Source organism: Xanthomonas sp. NCPPB 3761, assembly GCF_041475705.2.
GTDB classification, from domain to species: domain Bacteria; phylum Pseudomonadota; class Gammaproteobacteria; order Xanthomonadales; family Xanthomonadaceae; genus Xanthomonas; species Xanthomonas phaseoli.
Map to the genome: position 1 here is coordinate 1,083,521 of NZ_CM191262.1, position 20,580 is coordinate 1,104,100.

Annotated in this window: 21 protein-coding genes, 1 other RNA gene and 1 pseudogene; 6 read left to right on the forward strand and 17 right to left on the reverse strand. The window is 65.8% G+C overall.

The window, feature by feature from the left end; all coding sequences use genetic code 11:
• Positions 1-2 precede the first annotated feature (2 nt).
• Complete coding sequence (locus ACCQ00_RS04615; RefSeq protein ID WP_017157300.1) at positions 3-362, forward strand: protocatechuate 3,4-dioxygenase subunit alpha; 360 nt, start codon at positions 3-5, stop codon at positions 360-362.
• Positions 363-428: 66 nt separating this feature from the next.
• Positions 429-1,430 carry a LysR substrate-binding domain-containing protein gene (locus ACCQ00_RS04620; RefSeq protein WP_017157299.1) on the forward strand — a complete coding sequence of 334 codons (1,002 nt, stop codon included), beginning with the start codon at positions 429-431 and terminating at the stop codon, positions 1,428-1,430.
• Positions 1,431-1,607: 177 nt separating this feature from the next.
• Here the strand turns inward: ACCQ00_RS04620 and ACCQ00_RS04625 are convergent, their stop codons facing one another.
• The 7 genes and pseudogenes from ACCQ00_RS04625 to ACCQ00_RS04655 form a co-directional block, all read right to left on the reverse strand.
• A complete protein-coding gene (locus ACCQ00_RS04625) occupies positions 1,608-3,086 on the reverse strand; it encodes an AMP-binding protein (protein WP_372354072.1) in 1,479 nt (492 codons plus the stop codon).
• A gap of 203 nt (positions 3,087-3,289) precedes the next feature.
• Positions 3,290-4,743: pseudogene (locus ACCQ00_RS04630) on the reverse strand (aldehyde dehydrogenase).
• 82 nt (positions 4,744-4,825) lie between these two features.
• Complete coding sequence (locus tag ACCQ00_RS04635; RefSeq protein ID WP_008572593.1) at positions 4,826-5,653, reverse strand: p-hydroxycinnamoyl CoA hydratase/lyase; 828 nt, start codon at positions 5,651-5,653, stop codon at positions 4,826-4,828.
• A gap of 45 nt (positions 5,654-5,698) precedes the next feature.
• Complete coding sequence (locus tag ACCQ00_RS04640; protein ID WP_017159099.1) at positions 5,699-6,172, reverse strand: MarR family winged helix-turn-helix transcriptional regulator; 474 nt, start codon at positions 6,170-6,172, stop codon at positions 5,699-5,701.
• A gap of 129 nt (positions 6,173-6,301) precedes the next feature.
• Positions 6,302-6,703, reverse strand: a complete 402-nt coding sequence (locus ACCQ00_RS04645) for an EF-hand domain-containing protein (protein ID WP_017157296.1) — start codon at positions 6,701-6,703, stop codon at positions 6,302-6,304.
• Between the two features lie 201 nt (positions 6,704-6,904).
• A complete protein-coding gene (locus tag ACCQ00_RS04650) occupies positions 6,905-7,627 on the reverse strand; it encodes a hypothetical protein (RefSeq protein ID WP_039570767.1) in 723 nt (240 codons plus the stop codon).
• A gap of 81 nt (positions 7,628-7,708) precedes the next feature.
• Positions 7,709-8,614, reverse strand: coding sequence for an SMP-30/gluconolactonase/LRE family protein (locus tag ACCQ00_RS04655; protein WP_039570769.1), 906 nt, complete (start codon positions 8,612-8,614; stop codon positions 7,709-7,711).
• A gap of 123 nt (positions 8,615-8,737) precedes the next feature.
• Here ACCQ00_RS04655 and ACCQ00_RS04660 point away from each other — a divergent pair, with 123 nt between their 5' ends.
• Positions 8,738-9,847, forward strand: coding sequence for a Gfo/Idh/MocA family protein (locus tag ACCQ00_RS04660; protein WP_039570772.1), 1,110 nt, complete (start codon positions 8,738-8,740; stop codon positions 9,845-9,847).
• A 487-nt stretch (positions 9,848-10,334) separates the two neighbouring features.
• Here the strand turns inward: ACCQ00_RS04660 and rlmM are convergent, their stop codons facing one another.
• From rlmM to ACCQ00_RS04675, 3 genes are read right to left on the reverse strand one after another with little or no spacing between them, the layout of a single operon-like run.
• The gene (rlmM, locus tag ACCQ00_RS04665) at positions 10,335-11,378 is read right to left on the reverse strand and encodes a 23S rRNA (cytidine(2498)-2'-O)-methyltransferase RlmM (protein WP_017157292.1); all 1,044 of its coding nucleotides are present in this window, start codon (positions 11,376-11,378) and stop codon (positions 10,335-10,337) included.
• Positions 11,379-11,414: 36 nt separating this feature from the next.
• Positions 11,415-11,975 (reverse strand): nucleoside deaminase, encoded by a 561-nt coding sequence (locus ACCQ00_RS04670; RefSeq protein ID WP_039570775.1) that lies wholly within the window; start codon positions 11,973-11,975, stop codon positions 11,415-11,417.
• Positions 11,975-12,322 carry a hypothetical protein gene (locus ACCQ00_RS04675; RefSeq protein ID WP_017158637.1) on the reverse strand — a complete coding sequence of 116 codons (348 nt, stop codon included), beginning with the start codon at positions 12,320-12,322 and terminating at the stop codon, positions 11,975-11,977. The genes ACCQ00_RS04670 and ACCQ00_RS04675 overlap by 1 nt, the downstream gene beginning before the upstream one ends.
• 297 nt (positions 12,323-12,619) lie before the next feature.
• Here ACCQ00_RS04675 and ACCQ00_RS04680 point away from each other — a divergent pair.
• A non-coding RNA gene (locus tag ACCQ00_RS04680) (sX9 sRNA) lies at positions 12,620-12,694 on the forward strand.
• Positions 12,695-12,707: 13 nt separating this feature from the next.
• Here ACCQ00_RS04680 and ACCQ00_RS04685 read toward each other — a convergent pair.
• The 4 genes from ACCQ00_RS04685 to ACCQ00_RS04700 all read right to left on the reverse strand — a co-directional run bounded on the left by ACCQ00_RS04685 (position 12,708) and on the right by ACCQ00_RS04700 (position 16,072).
• On the reverse strand, positions 12,708-12,917 hold the full coding sequence (locus ACCQ00_RS04685; protein WP_162292269.1) for a hypothetical protein: 210 nt from the start codon (positions 12,915-12,917) through the stop codon (positions 12,708-12,710).
• Positions 12,918-13,020: 103 nt separating this feature from the next.
• The gene (locus tag ACCQ00_RS04690; protein WP_039570781.1) at positions 13,021-13,950 is read right to left on the reverse strand and encodes a DMT family transporter; all 930 of its coding nucleotides are present in this window, start codon (positions 13,948-13,950) and stop codon (positions 13,021-13,023) included.
• 11 nt (positions 13,951-13,961) lie between these two features.
• Positions 13,962-14,183, reverse strand: a complete 222-nt coding sequence (locus tag ACCQ00_RS04695; protein WP_039570802.1) for a hypothetical protein — start codon at positions 14,181-14,183, stop codon at positions 13,962-13,964.
• A 149-nt stretch (positions 14,184-14,332) separates the two neighbouring features.
• Positions 14,333-16,072, reverse strand: a complete 1,740-nt coding sequence (locus ACCQ00_RS04700) for a glutamine--tRNA ligase/YqeY domain fusion protein (RefSeq protein WP_039570784.1) — start codon at positions 16,070-16,072, stop codon at positions 14,333-14,335.
• Positions 16,073-16,491: 419 nt separating this feature from the next.
• On the opposite strand from ACCQ00_RS04700, the gene ACCQ00_RS04705 reads away from it, so the two are divergent.
• Positions 16,492-17,133, forward strand: a complete 642-nt coding sequence (locus ACCQ00_RS04705) for a glutathione S-transferase family protein (RefSeq protein WP_039570787.1) — start codon at positions 16,492-16,494, stop codon at positions 17,131-17,133.
• A 2-nt stretch (positions 17,134-17,135) separates the two neighbouring features.
• On the forward strand, positions 17,136-17,366 hold the full coding sequence (locus ACCQ00_RS04710; protein WP_039570790.1) for a putative signal transducing protein: 231 nt from the start codon (positions 17,136-17,138) through the stop codon (positions 17,364-17,366).
• Between the two features lie 127 nt (positions 17,367-17,493).
• Here ACCQ00_RS04710 and ACCQ00_RS04715 read toward each other — a convergent pair whose 3' ends face one another.
• Genes ACCQ00_RS04715 through ACCQ00_RS04725 form a run of 3 tightly spaced genes read right to left on the reverse strand, consistent with a single transcriptional unit; the run spans position 17,494 to position 20,569 of the window.
• Positions 17,494-17,958, reverse strand: a complete 465-nt coding sequence (locus ACCQ00_RS04715) for a response regulator (RefSeq protein ID WP_017157282.1) — start codon at positions 17,956-17,958, stop codon at positions 17,494-17,496.
• Positions 17,955-19,865: an ATP-binding protein gene (locus ACCQ00_RS04720; RefSeq protein WP_039583504.1), complete on the reverse strand. Its 1,911-nt coding sequence runs from the start codon at positions 19,863-19,865 to the stop codon at positions 17,955-17,957. Before ACCQ00_RS04720 ends, ACCQ00_RS04715 begins: the two co-directional genes overlap by 4 nt.
• Positions 19,862-20,569 (reverse strand): helix-turn-helix transcriptional regulator, encoded by a 708-nt coding sequence (locus tag ACCQ00_RS04725; RefSeq protein ID WP_039570797.1) that lies wholly within the window; start codon positions 20,567-20,569, stop codon positions 19,862-19,864. Before ACCQ00_RS04725 ends, ACCQ00_RS04720 begins: the two co-directional genes overlap by 4 nt.
• Positions 20,570-20,580 lie beyond the last annotated feature (11 nt).

Genomic DNA, 20,580 nt, shown 5'->3' on the forward strand with positions numbered 1-20,580 from the left:
TGATGAATCCGCAAACCCAGGGCATGGAGCAGATCGGCGGTACGTACCTGTTCGATCTGCGTACCAGCAATCGCGCGCTGCGCCTGAACCGCTTTTTCTGGCACATGATCCGCGCCCCGTGGCGCGATCGTTTCTTGCAGGATGCAGAAGTTCTGATGCAGGAAGCCGAACTCACCGAGCAGGAGAAGGCGCTGATCCGTGCGCGCGACTGGCTGGGCCTGGTGCAATACGGCGCCAACTTCTTCGTCATCGAAAAATTCGCGCGCGTGGTGCGCATGACCAATCTGCAGGTCTACGCAATCATGCGCGGCGAATCGTTCGAAGACTTCATGCAGACGCGGCGTGTGCCCCATGCGCGCTGAGCTGGGCGCAGTGGCCGTGCGCCGCATCGTCGCATTACCCGACTTCCCAACCCAAGGTCTTCCCCAATGACCATGTCATCCGTGTTCTTCGAACACCGCATCAAGGTGCGGCACCTGCGTGTCATCGAGGCGCTGGACCGACAGAAAAGCCTGTTGCGCGCCTCACGCGTCTTGAATGTCACCCAGCCCGCGCTCACGCGCGCCTTGCAGGAGATCGAAGAGATCGTCGGTGCGCCGCTGTTCGAGCGACATTCGCGCGGCGTTCGCCCCAATGCGATGGGCGAGGTGCTGGTGCAGACGGCACATGTGGTGCTGGGGCAGCTACGACGCGCGCAGGACACCTTCGAAGGGCTGCTGCAGGACGATGCGCTCACGATCACCGTGGGCGCCTTGCCGGTGGCGGCCAGCGGTTTGCTGCCGGCGGTGCTGGCCGCGCTGTATCGCACCGAACCGACGCTACGGGTGCGCCTGCTGCATGGCCGCACCGATGAGCTGTTGCCCAAGCTGGCCGGTAACGAGATCGATCTGGTGGTCGGGCGGTTGTATCCGCTGGCCCGCTACGACGCATTGATTCGCAAGGTGTTGTACCAGGACCCGATCGCGCTGGTGGCGCGCAGCGACCACCCGCTATTTACCAATGGGCCGGTACGCATTGCCGAGGCGGTCGCGTACCGGCAGGTGCTGCCGACCCTGAGCCAGCATGTGGAACGCGACGTGGCGCAGGTCATGCGCGAGCATGGTCTTGCAACGCGCGACCAGTTGCGTTCCAGCTCGGCCAGTTTCACACGCGAGATCCTGCTCGGCACCGACAGCATTGCGGTGATGCCGAGCATGATGGTGGCCGGCGACATCGCACGTGGCGAGTTGCGTGCCTTCCAGCTGCAGCAGCCCTCGCAGGCACGCGCAGGTGGGGTGATCTATCGCGATGGCGCCGCAATCCACAAGCCCGGCGTGCGCTTGCTGATGCGCGAGCTGGAGCACCAGCTGGCCCTCATGGCCGAGCAGGGCGCGGTGTGGGTGGACGACCGCGTTGGCGAAGACGATGTATTGCTGGATGCGTCTGCGTGAGCGCATAAGGCTTGCGCAAAGCGCGGCGCTTGGCGATGCATGCTGGGTTGCATCGACGGCCAGGGGCCATCGAGCGTGGCTGCATACATCGGAACGTGCGCCGCGCCACAGCAATGGGCAGCCCAGGCTGCCCGTCGTGCCGTTGGCGGTGCGCATTCGCGCCCCTGCGACAGCACCTCAGGTGTCACTGGCCAAGGTGTCCTTCAAGCGCGCTTTTTGTAATTTGCCGGTTGCCGTGCGCGGCAGGGCGTCCACCACGCGCAGATGCTTGGGCACCTTGTACTTGGCCAGGCGTGCGGCCAGATAGTTGCGGCTCTCCTCCAGGTCCGGTGCCGCAGCGGCCGGCACGATCGCCAGATAACCCACCTCGCCCCATTGCGGGTCGGCCAGGCCAACCACCGCGCACTCGCGGATGTCCGGATGGTCTGCGAGCAACGCTTCGATCTCTGCCGGATACACGTTCTCGCCGCCGGAAATGAACATGTCTTTCTTGCGGTCGACGACCCAGAAGAAACCGTCGGCATCGCGCTGCACGATATCGCCGGTACGGAACCAGCCCTGCCCATCGAGCACGTCGGCGCTTGCCTGCGGATCGCGCCAGTAACCGGGGCTGAGGTTGGGGCCGCGCAAGAGCAGTTCGCCGGGAACGCCCGCTGGGCAGTCGTTGCCGTTGTCATCGACCACGCGCGTGCGCACTGATGGCGTCGCGATGCCGGCTGCGCCCAGCTTGTTGCGGATCACATCGCAATCCACCGACATGCCGAACACCGTGCCGGCTTCGCTCATGCCGAAGCCGCAGACCATCGGGATGCCATCGTCCAACCAGCCAAGCAGATCGTCGCTGGCGTGCGGCGCGCCGCCGCTGACCAATGCGGTGAGATGGCGCAGCGCTGCCGCATCGAAGCCGGGCTGCTGGCGAAATGCCTGCATCATCTGCGGCACGCCGACGTAATGCGTGATTCCCAGCGATGGATCGGCAAGCCAGCCCAACGAGCGTTTGGGCTCGAAGCCATTGGAGACCTGGATCGAACCGCCCACCGCTAGCGCCGAGCGCACATTGGTGACCAGGCCGATGATGTGAAACATCGGCGCTTCGCACAGAAAGCTGCTGCGCGCATCCACGCGTGTGGTGACGCCGAAGTTATGCGCGGCATGCTGCAGGTTCTGCTCGCTGAGCATCACGCCCTTGGGCTGGCCTGAGGTGCCGGAGGTAAACAGGATCAGGCTCACACGCTCCGGCGGAATCGATGGCGTGTCGGCAGGCTCCAGTGCATCGGCGCTCCCGATAAAACCTGCCAGGCTTTCCATGTCCGTGCGACCGGCAGCGACATCGTCGCCCAGCAGCACGCGCGGCTCTGCGCGTTGCAGCAGCGCATCGAGCTCGCTTGCGCTCAACCGCCAGTTGAGCGGGACATAGATCGCGCCGACCCGCCCGCAGGCAAAGTGCAGGGCCACCTGCCACACCGAATTGCGCGCCAGCACGGCCAGCCGCTCGCCATCGACGCAGCCACGCCGACGCAGCAAGGCCGCCAGGCGGCCCACCAACGCATCCAGTTCGGCGTACGTCCATTCCAGGCCCTGCACCAAATCGCGTGCGGCAAGCTGATGCGGCGAGAGACGGGCGTGGAAGGCGATCGAGTCGGTCGGCATGGCCATGGCGCGGTCTTCTGGAAGAGTGGGAGGTGACTGGGTGTGGGTGCGAGTGCTGTGTGCGAAAGGTTGAGACGTCGCGCAAAACGTGGTGCGCGAACGGCCGGTGCCGCCATACGCATGCCGGCGCACGGCAGGCAAGCAGTGTGGAATCGGTTGCTGGTGTGCATGCCAATACCCAGGCAGGCGCGCGTTGCTTGGGCTGTGCGCTAGCTCAGGTAGACGGTCTTGGTTTCGAGGAAGGCCTGCAGGCCTTCGATTCCACCTTCGCGGCCGATGCCCGAGTGCTTGAAGCCACCAAATGGCATGCTGATATCGACCCACATGCCGTTGATTGCATGGCTGCCGCTGCGCACGCGGCGCGCGATGCGATAGGCGCGTTCGGCGTCTTCGCTGTAGATGGTGCCGTGCAGGCCGTAGTCGCTGGCATTGGCCTTGGCGATGAGGTCGGCGTCGTCGTGGTAGTCGATGAAGCTCACCACTGGTCCGAAGATCTCCTCGCGCGCAATGGTCATGTCCGGCGTCACCTCGGCAAACACCGTCGGCTCGACGAAGAAGCCGCGCGACAGGTGCGCCGGGCGGCCTCCACCCATGACCAGGCGTGCGCCCTCGGCGTTGCCCTTGGCGATGTAGGACTGCACACGTTCGAGTTGGCGGCCCAGGGCCAACGGGCCCATGCCGGTGTCTGCCGCAAACGGGTCGCCCAGTTTCACGGCGCTCAATGCCGCGCAATACGCCTGCAGGATTTCTTCGCGGCGCTGCGCCGGCACCAGGACGCGCGTCAACGAGAAACACACCTGTCCGGCGATCGGCATGGAGTAGGGCACCAGGCTGGGCAGCACCTTGGCGAGGTCGGCATCTTCAAGCACGATCGCTGCCGATTTGCCGCCCAGCTCCAGGCCAACCCGTGCCAGACGCTCGGCGCAGGCGATGCCGATCGAGCGGCCGGCCTGGGTGGAGCCGGTGAAGCTGACCTTGTCCACGTGCGGGTGGCGGATCAAGTGCTCGCCCACCTCGCGGCCGGCGGGGAGCAGGTTGAACACGCCATCGGGCACGCCGGCGGCGCTGATGCACTCGGCCAGGATATAGGCATCGATCGGCGTTTCCGGCGAGGGTTTGGCCACCACCGTGCAGCCGGCAGCCAGCGCGGCGGCGACCTTGTAGCACAGCAATACCAGCGGCGCGTTCCAGGGCGTGATGGCGGCGACCACGCCAACCGGCTCCTGCACCACATGCACGCGGCCACCATTGGGGCGCACGCGCGGTTCGACGAATGCGTGGGTGGCAATCAGATCGGCGTAGTAGTCGAACAAATCCGGCGCCTGCTGAAGCCGATGGTGGCGCCCACCTGGCCGGTCCATGCTTCGGCCAGCTCCGGCATGCGTGCACGCAAGTGATCGGCCACCCGCTTGAGCACCACGCTGCGCTCTTGCGCGGAAAGCTGCGGCCAGGGGCCATGGTCGAATGCGCTGCGTGCAGCAGCGATGGCCGCTTCGGTATCTGCGTGCGAGGGCTCGGTGTAGCACAGCAGCCGTTCTTCGGTATGCGGCGCGATCACATCGACAGTGCGATCGCCGGTGCTTGCGCGCCATTGCCCATCGATGAACAGGCCCAGGGGACTGCGCGCGGCGATCCCGCGCAGCGTTTCGGATAAGGCTTCCATACTCCCTCCTCGGTGCAGAAAACCACTGGCAGCGCCAGCGATGCATGCGCAACGCGCATCGCTTGGACGCCGTAGGACGCGCTTACGCCCGGTGCTTGCTGAGGTCGTACTCGCCCAGGCCAGGCTTGTAGCTCTTCTCGTCGATGAACTGACGGATGCCTTCCTTGCGGGCGTTGTTGTCGAACGAGTTGGCCGCTTCCTGCATGCGCACCAGGTAATCTTCGGCCTCGTCGTAGGTCATGGTGCCGACGCGGCGTACCGCATCCTTGGCGTACTTGAGTGCGACCGGGTTCTTGCGCAGCAGCAGCTCGGCCACTTCGCGGGTGCGGGCTTCCAGGCGTTCCAATGGCACGCTTTCGTTGACCAGGCGCCATTCGGCAGCCTTCTTGCCATCTACCATTTCACCGGTCAGCGTCATCCACATCGCATCGCGCATCGACAGCAGTTCCACCGCGACCTTGGTGACGCCACCACCGGGCAGGATGCCCCAGTTGATTTCCGACAGGCCAAACTGCGCCTCATCGGCAGCAATCGCCAGGTCGCAGGCGAACAGCGGGCCGAAGCCACCGCCGAAACACCAGCCGTTGACCATGGCGATGGTCGGCTTCTGGTACCAGCGCAGACGACGAAACCAGCCGTACGATTCGCGCTGCGAGCGCCGTACGCCGCGCAGGCCCTGCGCTTCGGTTTCGCGGAAATATTCCTTCAGGTCCATGCCCGCCGACCAGGCAGTGCCTTCGCCGCCGAGCACCAGCACGCCGACGTTGTCGTCGAACTCCAGCTCGTCCAGCACGTCCATCATGCGGCGGTTGAGCGCCGGGCTCATCGCGTTGCGCTTGTCGGGGCGAGCGAACTTCACCCAGGCGATGCGGTTTTCGATGCGAACCGATACCACGTCATGCTCGTTCAAGCGGCGTCTCCTTCGAGTCGTGAGAGTGCTGATGCGTTGATGGGCTCAGAGCGCTTCGGCCAGCGCGGTGTCTGGCACGGCGGCGCGCTCCAGTGCAGCGCTGGCGTTCAACTTGCAGAGCAGGCGCAGCAGGGTTTGTTGCTCGCCGGCCTGCAGGCCGGTGCAGGTGCGTTCGCCCGCGCGCGCCAGGCAGCCCTGTGCAACCAGCAGCGTGCGCTCGCCCGCGTCGGTCAGGTACAGGCCCTTGCTGCGACGGTCGCGGCCGGCGAGGCGTTCGATCAGGCCTTGCTCGGCCAGCGCATTGGCGATCTTCATGCCGGCGGCGCGGTTGACCAGCAGCCGGTTGCCCAGCTCGGTCTGGTCGCAGCCGGGTTGATCGCGGATGTGGATCAACGCGGTCACGCGCGCCGGGGTCAGCTGCAGTTCGGCCAATTCCTGGCGCGCGGCGTGGCTGGAGGCCAGGGCGGCGAGTTGCAGCTGGTAGCCAAGGTCGGCGGCAAGTGAAAGGCAAGCGGTCATCGATCCGTCCAGATTGTATCCGTCAAATACAATCTAGCCGACCGAAGCGGGCGCTGCAAAGGGGGGCGACGGCATGATGCGAAGCACAGTGCGCGGCTGCGTAGCAGCGCCGCGCCTGCCGTACGACGGTCAGCGAATCAGCCAGCCGGCGAGCTGTTCGCGGGTCAGGTAACCGCTGTGACGGGTATCGAGCGCGTCGAATTCATCGGCCAGGGCAGGGTTGGCCTGCGCCTCTGCACGGCTGATGCGGCCATCGCCATCGGTATCCATGGCTTCGAAATCGATGCGATAGCTGCCGACCACGCTGCTGGGCTGGATCGAACGCACGATCACGCTGGATTCGCCGCGCGGGCGTTCCAGTTCGGTTTGATGGGTGACCTCGCCACTGGACAGCGGCTGGGTGCGGATGGCACTGGGCACGTCGATCAGCGGCATGCTGCTGGCGGGCGTGGGCGCCTGTTGCGCCTGTGCGGCAGTGCAGAGCAAAAACGACAGCGTGGAAACGAGTGTGGCAAGACTGCGGGTGGTCATCAGATCCCCCTGATGCGGAACAGCCCACAAGCATAGAGCCTGGCGGCCTGTTGCGCTGGGCGTGACGGGGGCGCTGCGCTTGGCGGCCGGGAGACGTTGCTGGAGTGTCACAAGCGGCGAACATGCCTTGTCGCGCTGCTGCGCAGTCAGCGTGAGGCGAGCACTGCGCATCGCATCGCGCAGTGCTCTGGTGAGCGCCACTCAGCCGGGGATGAAGGGGAACACGATCTTCAGCAACCCCTTCAGGCCGCCCTCCGCGGTGCTCGTCACCGCCTTGGCACCCAGGCTGTTGAGTGCGCGGCGCACGTCGTCCCAGCGCACCTGCGCGATGTCCTTCTTGAGCAGGTCCGACACCTCTTCTGCGGTGGGCGTGAGTTTCTGCAAAGCGCGCACGGTGGCTTGCGGATCCGGTTGCAGGTAGCCCCAGCGCTCGGCGATTTTCAGCAGCGTGTCGAAACGCACCGCGACCACTTCGCGGTTGCGTTCGTACACCGGCAGCGCACCGACATCCAGAATGGCTTGTTCGAACTGTTGCGCGTCGTCGGGGTGTTCGATGCGCACCGCCAAAAAGCCTTCCTTGCGGCTGCGTTCGCTGACATGTTTTGCGCCGGAGCGCAGATTGTCTTCGGTGAGCACGTTGGCGACGATCCGCTGCATCGCCGCGTCACCCTCTTCGGGCACCAGCGAGCGCCAACGCGCATAGCCATCGCGCCGCAGCGCCTTGACCTTGGCCGACGTCACCCGCAACTGCAATGCGACCGCCGCGTTGGAGCTGTTGCGCGAGATGGCGCCATCGCGTTCGAGCAGCACGAAGATCAACAATTCCAGGTCACGCTTGGTCAGCGACTGAAACCCCTGCAACAGGGTCAGGCGCAGAAATTCGCTGCCGAAGGCGGCCGCGTCCTTCAATTCGATCGGTTGCATGGGGAGTCCTCCACAGGTGACCTGCAGCATGCCAGGACGCTGTTGCGCGGCCTGAGAACCAATGCGACGTACACGCCAGTTTCAGTGTCCGGTTTCGCGCCCGCGACGATCGGACCTGAACGTTTCAACTGCGCCACGATCCTGCAAGGTGACGAACACCTGCTTGCCATCGGCACCGCCGAAGGCCACGTTGCTGGCCTTGCGTCCCTTCAATGCAACCGTGCGCAGCAGCTTGCCCTGGGGCGACACCACTGCAATCTGCCCGGCATCGTAGCGGGCGATGTACAGATTGCCGTCGGCATCGCAGCGCATGCCGTCCATGCCGAAATCGGCAAAGCTGATCAGCAGCCGTTTGTTGCGCAGGCTGCCGTCGCTGCCACGGTCGTAGACCCACACCTTGCGCGACATGCTTTCGTTGACATACAGGTGCTTGCCGTCGGGGCTGACATCCAGGCCGTTTGGCGTGGTCATCCCTGCTTCCAGCAAGCGCACCGCGCCGTCGCGGCCGATGTGCCACAAGCGCCCGCCATTGTCCTTCCAGTTCGGATCGCTGGCGTAGAAGCTGCCATCGGGCGCCAGCGCCAGATCGTTGGGGCCGTCTGCTTCGGGCAACGCCGCGAAGGTACTCACCGCGCGCGTTTGCATTTTCACCTGCAGGATCTTGTGGCCGGTGTAATCGGCGACATACATGGTGCCGTCGCGAAAGCGGATGCCATTGCCGGTGCTTCCCGCGGGCAAGGTGGCGAACACCTCGGCACGTGCGCTGCCGTCTGCCTGCAGCGCGATGCGCGCGATGGTGCCGTCCTTGCCCAGGTTCACCGCGTACAGCGCGCCATCGGGACCAGTCGCCGGGCCTTCGGCATTGTGTGTGAATGCGCCATCGCCGATCAGATCGCGCGCAACGAAGGGCGTGTCGGCAGCGATGGCGAGCGAACTGGACAACAGCAGTGCCAGCGGCAAACAGCGAAGATGGGCAGCGAGGGTCATGCGCAATGCTCCGGATGTGATCGCCAGCAGTGTGCCAGAACGTGCAGCGCGACCATGGCGGTGATCACACCCGATCAAGTAAGGTGCGCGAGCAGTACGCCCACACCCGCGAAGGAGGTTTGCATGTCCGTGGAATCGATCACACGTCGCCGCTTGCTTGCCGCCTTTGGCGGTGCAGGCATCCTGCTCGCTGCACCGACGTGGGCAGTGCCGAAGAAAAAGCCCGGAAAACCGCTCAATGTCGCGTTGGTCGGGTTGGGCAGTTATGCCAGCGAACAGCTCGCGCCCGGCCTGGCACTGACCAAGCATTGCAAGCTCGCCGGGATCGTCACCGGTACGCCGTCGAAGATTCCGCAGTGGCAATCCAAGTACGGCATCGCCGACCGCAATGTCTACAACTACGAGAACTTCGATCGTATTGCCGACAACGACGACATCGATGTGGTGTACATCGTCACGCCCACGCATCTGCATGCACCACTGACCCTGCGTGCGGCTGCTGCAGGCAAGCACGTGTGGTGCGAAAAGCCGATGGCGATGCATGCCGGTGAATGCGAGGCCATGATCGCTGCCTGCAAACGCAACAAGGTGGCGCTGACGATCGGCTACCGCATGCAGCATGAACCCAATACGCGGCGCGTGATTGCGATGGCCAGCGAGAAACCGTTCGGCGCGATGCAGCGTGTGCGTGCCGAGGCCGGGTACAACGGCTACCAAGGCACCGCCAAGGCCGACCGCCCGTGGCGGTTGCGCTCGCAGTTCGGTGGTGGCGCGATGTACGACATGGGCGTGTATCCGCTCAATGCCGCCCGCTATACAACCGGCGCCGAGCCGCTGGCAGTGACGGCCAAGCGCTGGACCGACCGACCCGATCTGTTCGATGAAGTTGACGAGCACATGGACTTCACCCTGGAGTTTCCCAATGCGGTGCGCGCCGAGTGCAAGACCAGCTTCGGCAAGAACATGAATGTGTTGCGCGCCGAATGCGAGCGTGGCTGGTACGAGTTGTCGCCCTTCCAGAGCTACCAGGGCGTGACCGGCAGGGCCAGCGATGGGCGCGTATTCGACGCCAAGGTGCCGCATCAGCAAGCGCTGCAGATGGACGAAGACGCGCTGGCGATCATGAACGGCACACCATTACGTGCGCCGGGCGAAGAAGGCCTGCGCGACATCCGCATCGTCGATGCGATCTACCGTTCGGCGCGTGAGGGCAGCAAGCGCATCGTGCTGTAAACGAGCCGGTTCCGGCGGCTAAGTGCCGCCGGGGCCACCGCAATAGCAGGCAGTGGCCCAGAGCCGCCAGGCATGGCAGCACACAGCGGCCAACACATATCCTGACTGTGGAGCGAGCAAGCGGCCAATCGGCCGCGGTGCGTCACGCCCGCAATCAATGGCCGACAGCTGCAAGCAGCACACCAGCGGCAACCAGCGGCCGCAGAAATGTCGATTCAGTGAGAAGAGCAAGCGTCAATTTCGCAAAAGCGAGCCGCGCCAGCAGGGAGGCAATTTCTACTACAAGGCACGGAACCAACCATCACGAGGATTCCCGCTGCACGCCTCAGGCGCGCTTCAAAGCCTCAGAGCATCGCTGCAGGAATGATTCAAGCGCTCAGTGAACGTCGCGCGGTGGTCGAAGGAATCGACGACAGCATACACAGCCGAACCGGCCAACCGCTTTTACGATTCCCGAATCCCGAATCCCGAATCCCGAATCCCGGCCTCACTCCCGCATCGCCAGCACCGTGATCTCCTCGCGATCGTGATACAGCTGCTTGGCGCGCACGATCAATGACTTTTCTGCCTGTTGCTCGAACAGGTCCAGGCATAGACGGGTCTCGTCCCAGCGCTTTTTCATCGGCAGCTTGAGGTTGAAGATGGTGTTGCGGCACCAGCCTTCGCGCACCCAGGTGGCCATGCGTTCGGCCACGCGGCGCGGTTGCTCGACCATGTCGCAGACCATCCAGTCCAGCGGTTGCGCAGGCTTCCAGTGAAAGCCGTCGGCACGCAGATGCTCCACCAGCCCGGTCTCCAGCACATGCTCGCGCAGCGGGCCGTTGTCCACGCTGGTCACGTGCACGTGCTGCCGCGTCAGTACCCAGGTCCAGCCGCCGGGCGCAGCGCCCAGATCGGCTGCGCGCATGCCCGGCTTGACCCGTGTGTCGCGTTCTTCGGGCGTGAGCAGCGTCAGCAGGGCTTCGTCGAGCTTGAGCGCAGAGCGCGAGGGCGCTTCCGGCAGCAACTTCAGGCGTGGAATGCCCAGTGGCCACGGCGCGCTGTCGGCGCTGTCGGCCATCGCCAGCACGGCGTGGTCGCCGTCGAGAAAACAGACGTGCAACCGCGGTTGGCGCAGTTGCGGTTTGTCGGTGAGCAAGCCGGCCTTGCGCAGGGCCGGGCGCAGCGCATTGCCGAAGCTGCGCGCCAGGCCCGCCAGCGGCTTGCCCGCGTCCGAATCCGGGTGTTCCACCCACAGATCGCCAAAGCGCTGCTGCCCGTCCAGCGCGGCCAGGATCGGCGTGATCCGGTCCTTGGGGTCGATGCCCTTCAGCTCGGCAATCACCACCAGCTTTTGCCGGGCGAAGATCAACTCGCGCCACTGCAGTTTTGCTGCAAGTTGTGCGGCGTCGTCGCAGACGAACAGCACATAGCCATCGTTGCGTTGGGTGCGCGCATAACCGGCGATGCCGACGAATGCCGCGCGCGCGCTCAGTTCTGCGGCCAGCTCAGGTTCGAAACCCTGCCGGCAATAACACAGCAGGCCGCTCATCGCTGCACCTGCCCGGCGCCCATTGCGCCTGCGACATCAATAATGGTCACCGCCGCCCTCGCCGTAGTTGCGCAGCACGGTACACGCCTGGTCGCGCAGCACGTCGCGCACGACCTCGATGCCGCGACGAGTCAGTTCGCCCACCCAGTCGGCCGGCAACGGGCCTTCGTCGAATTGCGTCAGCGCCATCACGTCGTCGGCGCGCGCGCCGATCAGCAGGCGATCGATGCCGGCCCATACGGTGGCGCCGTAGCACTGGCAGCACGGCTGCGCGGAGGTGGCCAGCGTCACCGGCGACAGCACATCGTTCAAGCGTGGCGTCTGCAGGCGCTGTTGCGCGAGCATGTAGGCCATGTTTTCGGCATGCGCCAGCGAGGTGGTCTGCGGCACCACGCGGTTCACTGCCGCGGCGATGATGCGGTGGTCCGGGCCGAACACCACCGCGCCGAACGGGCCGCCGCTGCGCTCGCGCACATTCATCCGTGACAGCTCGATCGCCAGGGCCACCTTGTCCTCATCGCTGGGATAGGCGCGGCTGTCGTCGACATGCGCGTGGATCCAGTCGGGCAGGGTGAGGTGGACGTGCGCGTAGAGCATCAGTGGACCATGTCTGTAGGGGGAGTGGCGGGGCGCAGTGTATCGGCCTGCGCGTCCTTTGCGGCACATTGGCCGGCCACGCACTGGCAGGCGCTGATCTCGCGGAAGCCGCACACGCTCATCATGCCGCCAGCCTGGCATTGCGCCAGCACGCCTTTGGGGTCGGTGGCGCTGTTGACGTTGACGCAGGCCGGAAACGCACCGCAACAGTTGCCGACATTCTTCACCGTGCAATCGGCATCGGTGCGGCAGGTGGTGGTGACGACGACCGCCTTGCCGGCTGCCGGGCCGCGTGTCGAGTCGGTCGCCGCAGGTGGCGTGGCGGTATCGGCCGGTGGTGCGGCCACGCAGCCAATCGACCCAAGACAGGCCAGCAGCAACAGCGTGCTCAGACACCGGGACAAAAGACGGGACATGCGGCCGCTCCGATCAGGATAGGTGAGCGGCCATGGTAAGCCCCGGATGCGCGGAATGTGGCGCGCGCAGGATCAGCGACAAAATCCCGCAATCCAGGTCTTGCGCGCATTGCGGCTGATGACGCTGGCGATGGCGTCGGCTGTGATCGAGACATGCCTGCAGTCTTGGAGCAGCTAACAAAACCATTGTGCAGCCCTCATGCGGGCGCGGCCGGTGCTCGAATCGGCACGTGCCACGCGTCCACTCCGGTTCTCCGTACCGTCCGCACCCACCTGGCGACTGCTCGATACGTGTTGTCAGCCGCTCTTGGTGAAGTCAACGCCGTCTGCGCAGTGACCGGTGGCAGCGCGTGGCAAGGTCCAGTTGCTGCATGCTTTCGTCGCGGCGATCGCTGGGCAGATCGTCATCTAGCCGACCCGGAAGCAGCGTACAGAACACCTCGGCCGGAGTCGCCGCGTCCGAGATGGGCGGCTGCGGCGAGCAGGCCGCCAGGCCGATCGACAGCGAAAACACCGCGCCGCGCAAGATATTTGCAGGTGGGCGTAAGCATGGTTGCGGGAGGCACATGGCAGCATCGCTGGCTGACACAGCCTGCACTCTAGGCCGCCGCGTGCATCAGGTACCGGCGTCATTTCGCTTGCGCATGCAGTGCTGCGCACCACAGCACGCCGACCAGCAGGCAGGCGATGGCGGCCAGCTCCAGTGGCGTGGGCAGGCGCATTTCCCAGGCGAAGCCGTACAGCAGCGCAAAGACCGTCTCGAACACGATCATCTGCCCGACCAGGGTCAGCGGTAGCACGCGACTGGCACGGTTCCACAGCGCGTTGCCGATGATCGAGGCCAGGATGCCCAACAACAGCGACACGCCCCAGAAACTGGCCCACTCGAGCGGTGCATGCGTTGCACTGCCGATCAGGGCCACCGGTGCCAGCAACAACGCCAGTGCGCCGGTGACCACGCCGGTGAGCAACGACCAGTCGCCGCCGGACAGATCCGGGCGCCGCCGCAACCAGCGCGCATTGGCGATCGAATAGGCCGACCACGACACCAGCGCACCCGCCGCACACAGCAGGCCGGCGATCCGGGTCAGCCGATCGCTTGCCTGCTGGCCGGAATCGTCCTGCACGGTATCCAGTGCCACCAGTGTCACGCCGATCACGCACAGCACGCAGGGCGCGGCCAGACGCCGCAATTGCACCGCACCGGCGGCCCGCGTCCCGATCACGGTCACCACCACCGGCAACAGCCCGATGATCAATGCCGTTGCCGCGCCGCCTGCCCACTGCACGGCGCTGCCAAGCAGCACGTAATAAACCAGGTTTCCCATCAGGCTCAAGCGCACCAGCGCCCACCATTCGGCAGCGCCCAGCCGGGCAGCGGTCTGCCGCGCGCGGGGCGCCAGCAGCAAGGCCGCCACGGCGCCATACGCGAGATACCGCGCCACCGCCAACTGCAGCGGCGTAAAAGCGCCCAGCAGTTGCGGTGCCAGAAACACCAGCCCCCACAGCGCGCCTGCGCCGATTCCGCAGGCGACACCCACCATCAAGCGTTCACGCATCGTGCCGTTCCTCAGGGCGTGTATTGCAGCGTGCCGTGCGGCAGGGCGTTGATCAAGGCGAGCGCTGCAGACAGATACAACCCCGCCACGCCGCAACGGTGCGCTGTTCCAGCCGCTGTGATGTCGTTCGTCACACGCATAGCGCCGCGTGCGAACGATTGCGCTGCGCAATCAGTGGCATGGCGTCGCGGCACCTGCGCGACCGCCACGACCGTGATGGTCTGCAGATCCACGGCATGGCGGCCAGTCTGCTGCGCATCGGCGCTGCGGCGGCGAGGGTGCGTGATAACGCAGATGCCGCCTCTGCAGCCGCACAGCCGCCGACCCATCTCGCTGGCAGCGACGCCCTGCTTGCAAGAGCGCCGCTGGCTGTCCTGCGCGCTTACTTGGTCCAGGTATCGCGCAAGGTCACGCTGCGATTGAAGACCGGTGTGGCCGCACTATGGTCGCGACGGTCGGCAACGAAGTAACCGGTGCGTTCGAACTGGAACGCCTGCTCGGGCGCTGCCATCGCTGCACTCGGCTCCACGTAGCCGCGCACGTTGCGCTTGGATTCGGGGTTCAGGTAATCGCGGTAGGTCTTGCCTTCGGATTCGTCGTCGGGCTTCTCCACCGAAAACAGGCGGTCGTACAGGCGGATTTCCGCTTCCACCGCGTGCGCGGCGCTGACCCAGTGGATGGTGCCCTTGACCTTGCGGTTGGCACCTTCCATGCCCGGTCGCGATTCCGGATCCAGCCAGCCGCGTAGTTCGACGATCTCGCCGTCGGCGTTCTTGATCACCTCGTCCACGCGCGCAATGCCTGTGCCGCGCAAGCGGATTTCGCCGCCCGGCACCAGGCGCTTCCAGCCCTTGGGCGGAACCTCGGCAAAATCCTCGCGCTCGATCCACAGCTCGCGCGCGAACGGCACCTCGCGTGTGCCGAAGCTCTCGTCCTTGGGGTGGTTGGAAAATTGCAGCGTTTCGGCGTGGCCTTCCGGCAGGTTGGTCAGCACCAGCTTGAGCGGGTCGATCACGGCCATGCGGCGCGGCGCCGCTGCGTCCAGATCCTCGCGCAGGCAACCTTCCAGCACCGAGAAATCGATCAGCGAGTTCTGCTTGCTGATGCCCACGCGGTCGACAAACAACCGCATCGCCGCCGGCGTGTAGCCGCGGCGGCGCAGGCCCTGCAGCGTGTACATGCGCGGGTCGTCCCAACCGTCCACCAGTTGCTCTTCCACCAGCGCGGTGAGCTTGCGCTTGCTCATCACCGTGTAGTTGATGTTGAGCCGCGAAAACTCGATCTGCCGCGGCTTGGCCGCTTCGCGCGGCAAGCCCTTGTCCAGCAGCGGCTGCAGCAGTTCCGGGTGACCGGCCAGGTCCACCTTGTCCACGCACCAGTCGTACAGCGGGCGGTGGTCTTCGAATTCCAGCGTGCACAGCGAGTGGGTGATGCCTTCCACCGCATCGCCGAGCGAATGCGCGAAGTCGTACATGGGGTAGATCGGCCACGCATTGCCGGTGTTCTGGTGCTCCACATGCTTGATGCGGTACAGCGCCGGGTCGCGCAGGTTGATATTGCCGCTGGCCATGTCGATCTTGGCGCGCAGCGTGCGCGCGCCGTCGGGGAATTCGCCGGCACGCATGCGCGCGAACAGCTCCAGGTTTTCTTCGACGCTGCGCTCGCGGAACGGCGAATTGCGGCCGGGCTCGGTCAGCGTGCCACGGTACTCGCGCACCTGTTCTGCGGACAGGTCGCACACGAACGCATGGCCATCGCGAATCAGCTTCTGCGCGGCCAGGTAATACACCTCGAAATAATCCGAGGCGTGGCGCAGCTGCGCCCACTCATAGCCCAGCCAGCGCACATCGTCCTGGATGGCGACCACGAACTCGGGGTCTTCCTTGGCCGGGTTGGTATCGTCCAGGCGCAGATTGCACAGCCCACCGAACTCGGCCGCCAGTCCGAAATCCAGGCAGATCGCCTTGGCATGGCCGATGTGCAGGTAGCCGTTGGGCTCGGGCGGGAAGCGGGTGCGGATGAGCGTGTGCTTGCCGCTGGCCAGATCCTCGCGGACGATCTGGCGGATGAAGTCTTTCTTCTCCGCCGGGGCGGTGGCGTCGGTGGCTAGGGTGTCGGACATGCGCGCATCAGCAATAGGTAAACCGCAAGTTTAGGCGGTGGCACCGGTTAGGGGTAGGCGCGTGCGGCGGCGGGGTGGCGTCTGGGCGTCGATTTGCGTGTGGCTTGGTGCCCAATCGCCCCTGCAGGCCGTGTCGGGGTTGCGAGGCTTCTGGCGTCGCCTGCCTTCACGCTGCAACCCATGGGCACGCCAGGCGGTGCCGACGGACCGGGCGAGCAGCCGCGGTGGGCGCGCCCTTCGCGCAACAACTACGGTGCCAAAGCCGCTCTCACTCACGCTTGGCCTCTTCGCGCTGTTGACCCGCAAACACGGCCTTGCGCGCGTGCTGCAGGACAGGGCATGCCGTGCGGCCCGGCATGGCTGGCGGGCATCGGCCGCGACGCGTACGCTGCGCCGACCCCGTTGGAGCGCTCGAGCCCATGCCACTGCCCCGTCTGGTGATCGGCGACAAAACCTTGGCTTCCTGGTCGTTGCGGCCGTGGCTATTGTTGCGGCACTTCAAGGTGCCGTTCGAGGAAGTCGCGCTGCCACTGGCGACGCCCGAATTCCAGGCGCGTATTGCCGGGTATTCGCCGACCCGCCAGGTGCCGGTGCTGTGGGACGACGCCCTGCATGTGTGGGATTCGCTGGCGATCTGCGAGTACATCAACGAGCGCTGGCTGGACGGGCGCGGCTGGCCGGCCGACCTGGCCGTGCGCGCACAGGCGCGCGCTGCCGCGGCGGAGATGCATTCGGGCTTTGCGGCCTTGCGCAGCCAGCTGCCGATGAATCTGGCCCGCGCGCCGGGTCCTGCCCAGTGGGATGCGGCCGCCGAGCGCGATATCACGCGCATCCAGGCGCTGTGGGCCAGCCTGCGCGCCGAACACGGCCATGCCGGGCAGTTCCTGTGTGGGCAGTTCGGCATCGTCGATGCGATGTATGCGCCGGTGGCGCTGCGTTTTTCCAGCTACGGCGTGCCGTTGTTTGAAGCGGCCGGCGATTATCTGGCGGCGCTGGATGCGTTGCCGGCGCTACGCGACTGGCGCAACGGCGCAGCGCGCGAACGTGCGGAGCGTGGCTGAAGATGCAAATCGCCTACCGCGCCAGTCACCTCATCGATGCGCATCTGGCCAAGCACGCGCTGGAAGATGCCGGCATCACCGCGTTCGTCTTCGGGGAATCGCTGCTGGGCGGTGCCGGCGAGCTGCCCGCCTTCGGCGTGCTGCAGGTCTGCGTGGCAGATATGCAGTTGACTCAGGCCCAGGCGGTGCTGGCAGAGATCGGCTTGTGCGGGCAGGTCACGCGGGCGCTGTAGCGTTGAACGCGCTGGGCGCCCGTGCAATGCCTGGCGTAGGAGCGCACCCGGGCGCGACGGGCATTGCCGGGAACATCCGTCGCGCGCGGGTGCGCTCCTACGAGGAAATCGCGCGATCGCGCGCCCATCAACTCTGCTGACGCCACCCCGGCGGCGCTGCATCCGGCGCGGCCAATGCGCGCAGGCGCTTGAACAACACGGTGGTTTCGGCCACGTTCCAGACCCGCAGTGCGACCTCGAAGGTATCCAGCGGCTTGGTCAAAAAGTCCTTGGCGCCCAGGCCCAGTGCGCGGTGGCGCGCGCTGCGGCTGGGGTCGGCGGTGAGCACGATCACGGGCAGGAACTGGCCGGGGTCTGACAGCCGCGCCAGCTGTTCCAGCAGCGCGTAGCCGTCCAGCTCGGGCATCTTCAGATCCAGCAGGATCAGGTCCGGCGCAAATGCCGAGACCAGGCCCATGACCCGGAGCGGATCGGTGGTGGCGATCACTTGCTGGAAGCCTTCGCGTTGCAGCAGGTCTTCGAGCAACCGCACGTTGGCCGGCTCGTCGTCGACGATGAGGATGCGGGAACCGAGGATTTCATCGCGTGTCATGCCAGCAATCCGTCAAGCACAGTGAAGAATTCCGCCACATCGAGCGGCTTGGTCAGATAGGCGCGCACGCCTTGATTGCCGACGCGCGCCAGCGTGGCGGTCGTGGCATCGGCACTGATCACCACCACCGGGATGGCGGCCAGCGCCGGCTGCGCCTGCAATTCGCGCAACAGCTCTTCGCCATTGCCATCGCTCAGGTGCAGGTCCAGCAGGATCAGATCCGGCGCGCCGTGCTGCAATAGCGCACGCGCCTGCGCCAGGCTGGCCGCTTCGAGCAGTTGCCACTGCGGGCGACGCTCGGTGAGCGTGCGGATCAACGCCTGATTCGATGGGTTGTCTTCGATACTCAACAGCCGACACACGCCGCTGCCGGCACTGCTCGGCGGCACCAGCGGCCGTGCCGGTTCGCTGTGCTGATGCTCGCCCTGCGGCAGGGAAATCCAGAACCGCGCGCCATCGCTGCTGCTGTCCACGCCGATCTGCCCACCCATCGCCTCGATCAAGCGCTTGCTCAGCGCCAACCCCAGCCCGGTGCCTTCCACCGCAGAGCGCTCGGCGCCCAAGCGCTCGAACGGTGTAAACAGGCGTTCGATCTGCGCCGGGGTCAGCCCCGCGCCCTGGTCGGCAACCGTGATACGCACTTGCTCGCCATCGGCATGCGCGCTCACCTGCACCTTGCCGCCAGTACGATTGAACTTGACCGCGTTCGACAGCAGATTGAGCAGCACCTGGCGCAGCCGCTGCGCATCGGCGCGCACCGTCCACGGTCCATCGATGGAGGCCGGTTGCAGTGCAATGCCATGCTTGTCGGCATCCGGCGCGATCAGTCCCAAGGCTTCGTGCACGGCCGCGCGTACCGAGACCGGCTCCGGGCTCAGATCAAGTTGATCGGCTTCGATACGCGCGATGTCCAGCAGCTCGGTGATCAACCCGAGCAAGTGCCTGCCGGCACCCAGAATGTGCTGCAGGTGCCGCCGATGACCCGGCTCGGGCAGATCCATTTCCAGCACCTGCGCATAGCCCAGGATCGCATTGAGCGGAGTCCGCAGTTCATGGCTGCTGCGCGAGAGAAATTCGGTTTTTGCGCGGTTGGCGGTTTCGGCCTCGCGCCGCGCCAGCTGCGCTTCGGCTGCGCGTGCGGCCAATAGTTCGCTGGCTTGCGCCAGACGCTGCCCGACCTGGCCCAGCTCGTCGCCGGCACGCGGTTGCGGTGCCAGCGGCAGGCCTTCGCCCAGCCGGTCGGCGTTGGCTGCCAAGGTGCGCAGGCGCCCGGACAATGCCGAGGCGAACCATGCCACCGCAAAGACCGCGCCCAGCCCGCCCAGCATCGCCGCGCTCAAGGTGATGATGAGGTTGCGCTGGCGCAGCCCCTGCGCCTTGGCGGTACGCACCTGCAACTGCGCGGTTTCGTAGTTGCGCAACTCGCGCAGTTCCGCACGCAGGATGTCGAGTTTGTATTTGCCATCCCACAGTTGCCGGATCTCTTCTTCGCGGCTCAGATCCGGTGCCAGCAATCTGCGCCAACCCTGCATTTTTTCGGCAAAAAGCGGCTTGATGCGCGCAAAGCGCCGCGCCTGGCTGGGGTCGGTGATGCGTTGCGAAAGACGGTCGGCCACGCGCTGCAGCCGCGGCTCTGCATCGCGGTACGGGGTCAGGAATTCATCGCGCCGTACCAGCCGATAGCCGCGCACGCCGGCTGCGGTTTCGGCCAACAGCGCGTGCGCTTCGTACAGGTCGCTGAGCACTTCCAGGGTCTGGCGCACGTCGTTTTCGGCGGCGATGTTCTGCCGTTCCACGCTGTAGATCGCCATCAACGCAACGGCCAGCAGCAGCAGCGGCAGGGTGACCACCGCCAGGCTTTTGCGGGTAATCGGCCAATCGTTCCAACGCACCGCCAATGCATTCATAGCGCAAGTCCGGATTGGACCGCGTACACCGCGGCCTGGGTGCGATCTTTTACCTCAAGTTTCTGCAGGATTCGCTCCACGTGCACTTTGACCGTGCCGGGAGAAATCCCCAGTTCAGCTGCGAGGGTCGCGTTAGTGAGTCCGCGCGGGAGCAACGACAACACCTGTTTTTCGCGCTTGCTCAGCGCGGCCAGACGGTCGTCCTGCAGCGGTTTGCGCCGCCGCGTGGCAACCGGTTTGGCCGGTTCTGCCACCATCGCCGGCAGCAGCAGCGCGAACGCCTGCAGCGCCTGCACGTCGTCATTGCCGGGGGGCGGGCGGCCGTCGCTCCAGGCCACGCAGAGCATGCCGTGCGTGGTGCCCAGCGCGTGGATCGGTACCCTGGCTTCGCGCATATCGGACGGGCGTGGCGGCATCCACCAGGCCGCTTCATGGCCATCGCCCGCGGCGCTGGCCCCGGGCGGCAATGCCCGGCCGCGGCTGGCCAACACTTGCGCGCGCGGGCCGCGCTGCGCCAGTACCGCGCCGTGTTCCAGGCCCAGCAACAACAGCACCCGCCCGAGGACTGCATCGCAGGCCTGCTCGGGGCTCTGTGCCTGGCGCAGTGCAACGGCTGCTTCCCACAGCGCCTGCCAACGCGCGCTATCGGAGGCCTCGCGACGCAAGGTCAGGCGCCAATCGCCAGCATTGGTAGGGGTTTCCATAGGTTCGCTCT

Bases quoted from the DNA above. Each gene is read 5' to 3' on its own strand.
- ACCQ00_RS04615 (WP_017157300.1), top strand. From the start codon at position 3: ATGAATCCGCAAACCCAGGGCATGGAGCAGATCGGCGGTACGTACCTG.
- ACCQ00_RS04620 (WP_017157299.1), top strand. From the start codon at position 429: ATGACCATGTCATCCGTGTTCTTCGAACACCGCATCAAGGTGCGGCAC.
- ACCQ00_RS04625 (WP_372354072.1), bottom strand. From the start codon at position 3,086: ATGGCCATGCCGACCGACTCGATCGCCTTCCACGCCCGTCTCTCGCCG.
- ACCQ00_RS04640 (WP_017159099.1), bottom strand. From the start codon at position 6,172: ATGACCGCTTGCCTTTCACTTGCCGCCGACCTTGGCTACCAGCTGCAA.
- ACCQ00_RS04645 (WP_017157296.1), bottom strand. From the start codon at position 6,703: ATGACCACCCGCAGTCTTGCCACACTCGTTTCCACGCTGTCGTTTTTG.
- ACCQ00_RS04650 (WP_039570767.1), bottom strand. From the start codon at position 7,627: ATGCAACCGATCGAATTGAAGGACGCGGCCGCCTTCGGCAGCGAATTT.
- ACCQ00_RS04655 (WP_039570769.1), bottom strand. From the start codon at position 8,614: ATGACCCTCGCTGCCCATCTTCGCTGTTTGCCGCTGGCACTGCTGTTG.
- ACCQ00_RS04660 (WP_039570772.1), top strand. From the start codon at position 8,738: ATGTCCGTGGAATCGATCACACGTCGCCGCTTGCTTGCCGCCTTTGGC.
- rlmM (WP_017157292.1), bottom strand. From the start codon at position 11,378: ATGAGCGGCCTGCTGTGTTATTGCCGGCAGGGTTTCGAACCTGAGCTG.
- ACCQ00_RS04670 (WP_039570775.1), bottom strand. From the start codon at position 11,975: ATGCTCTACGCGCACGTCCACCTCACCCTGCCCGACTGGATCCACGCG.
- ACCQ00_RS04690 (WP_039570781.1), bottom strand. From the start codon at position 13,950: ATGCGTGAACGCTTGATGGTGGGTGTCGCCTGCGGAATCGGCGCAGGC.
- ACCQ00_RS04700 (WP_039570784.1), bottom strand. From the start codon at position 16,072: ATGTCCGACACCCTAGCCACCGACGCCACCGCCCCGGCGGAGAAGAAA.
- ACCQ00_RS04705 (WP_039570787.1), top strand. From the start codon at position 16,492: ATGCCACTGCCCCGTCTGGTGATCGGCGACAAAACCTTGGCTTCCTGG.
- ACCQ00_RS04710 (WP_039570790.1), top strand. From the start codon at position 17,136: ATGCAAATCGCCTACCGCGCCAGTCACCTCATCGATGCGCATCTGGCC.
- ACCQ00_RS04715 (WP_017157282.1), bottom strand. From the start codon at position 17,958: ATGACACGCGATGAAATCCTCGGTTCCCGCATCCTCATCGTCGACGAC.
- ACCQ00_RS04720 (WP_039583504.1), bottom strand. From the start codon at position 19,865: ATGAATGCATTGGCGGTGCGTTGGAACGATTGGCCGATTACCCGCAAA.
- ACCQ00_RS04725 (WP_039570797.1), bottom strand. From the start codon at position 20,569: ATGGAAACCCCTACCAATGCTGGCGATTGGCGCCTGACCTTGCGTCGC.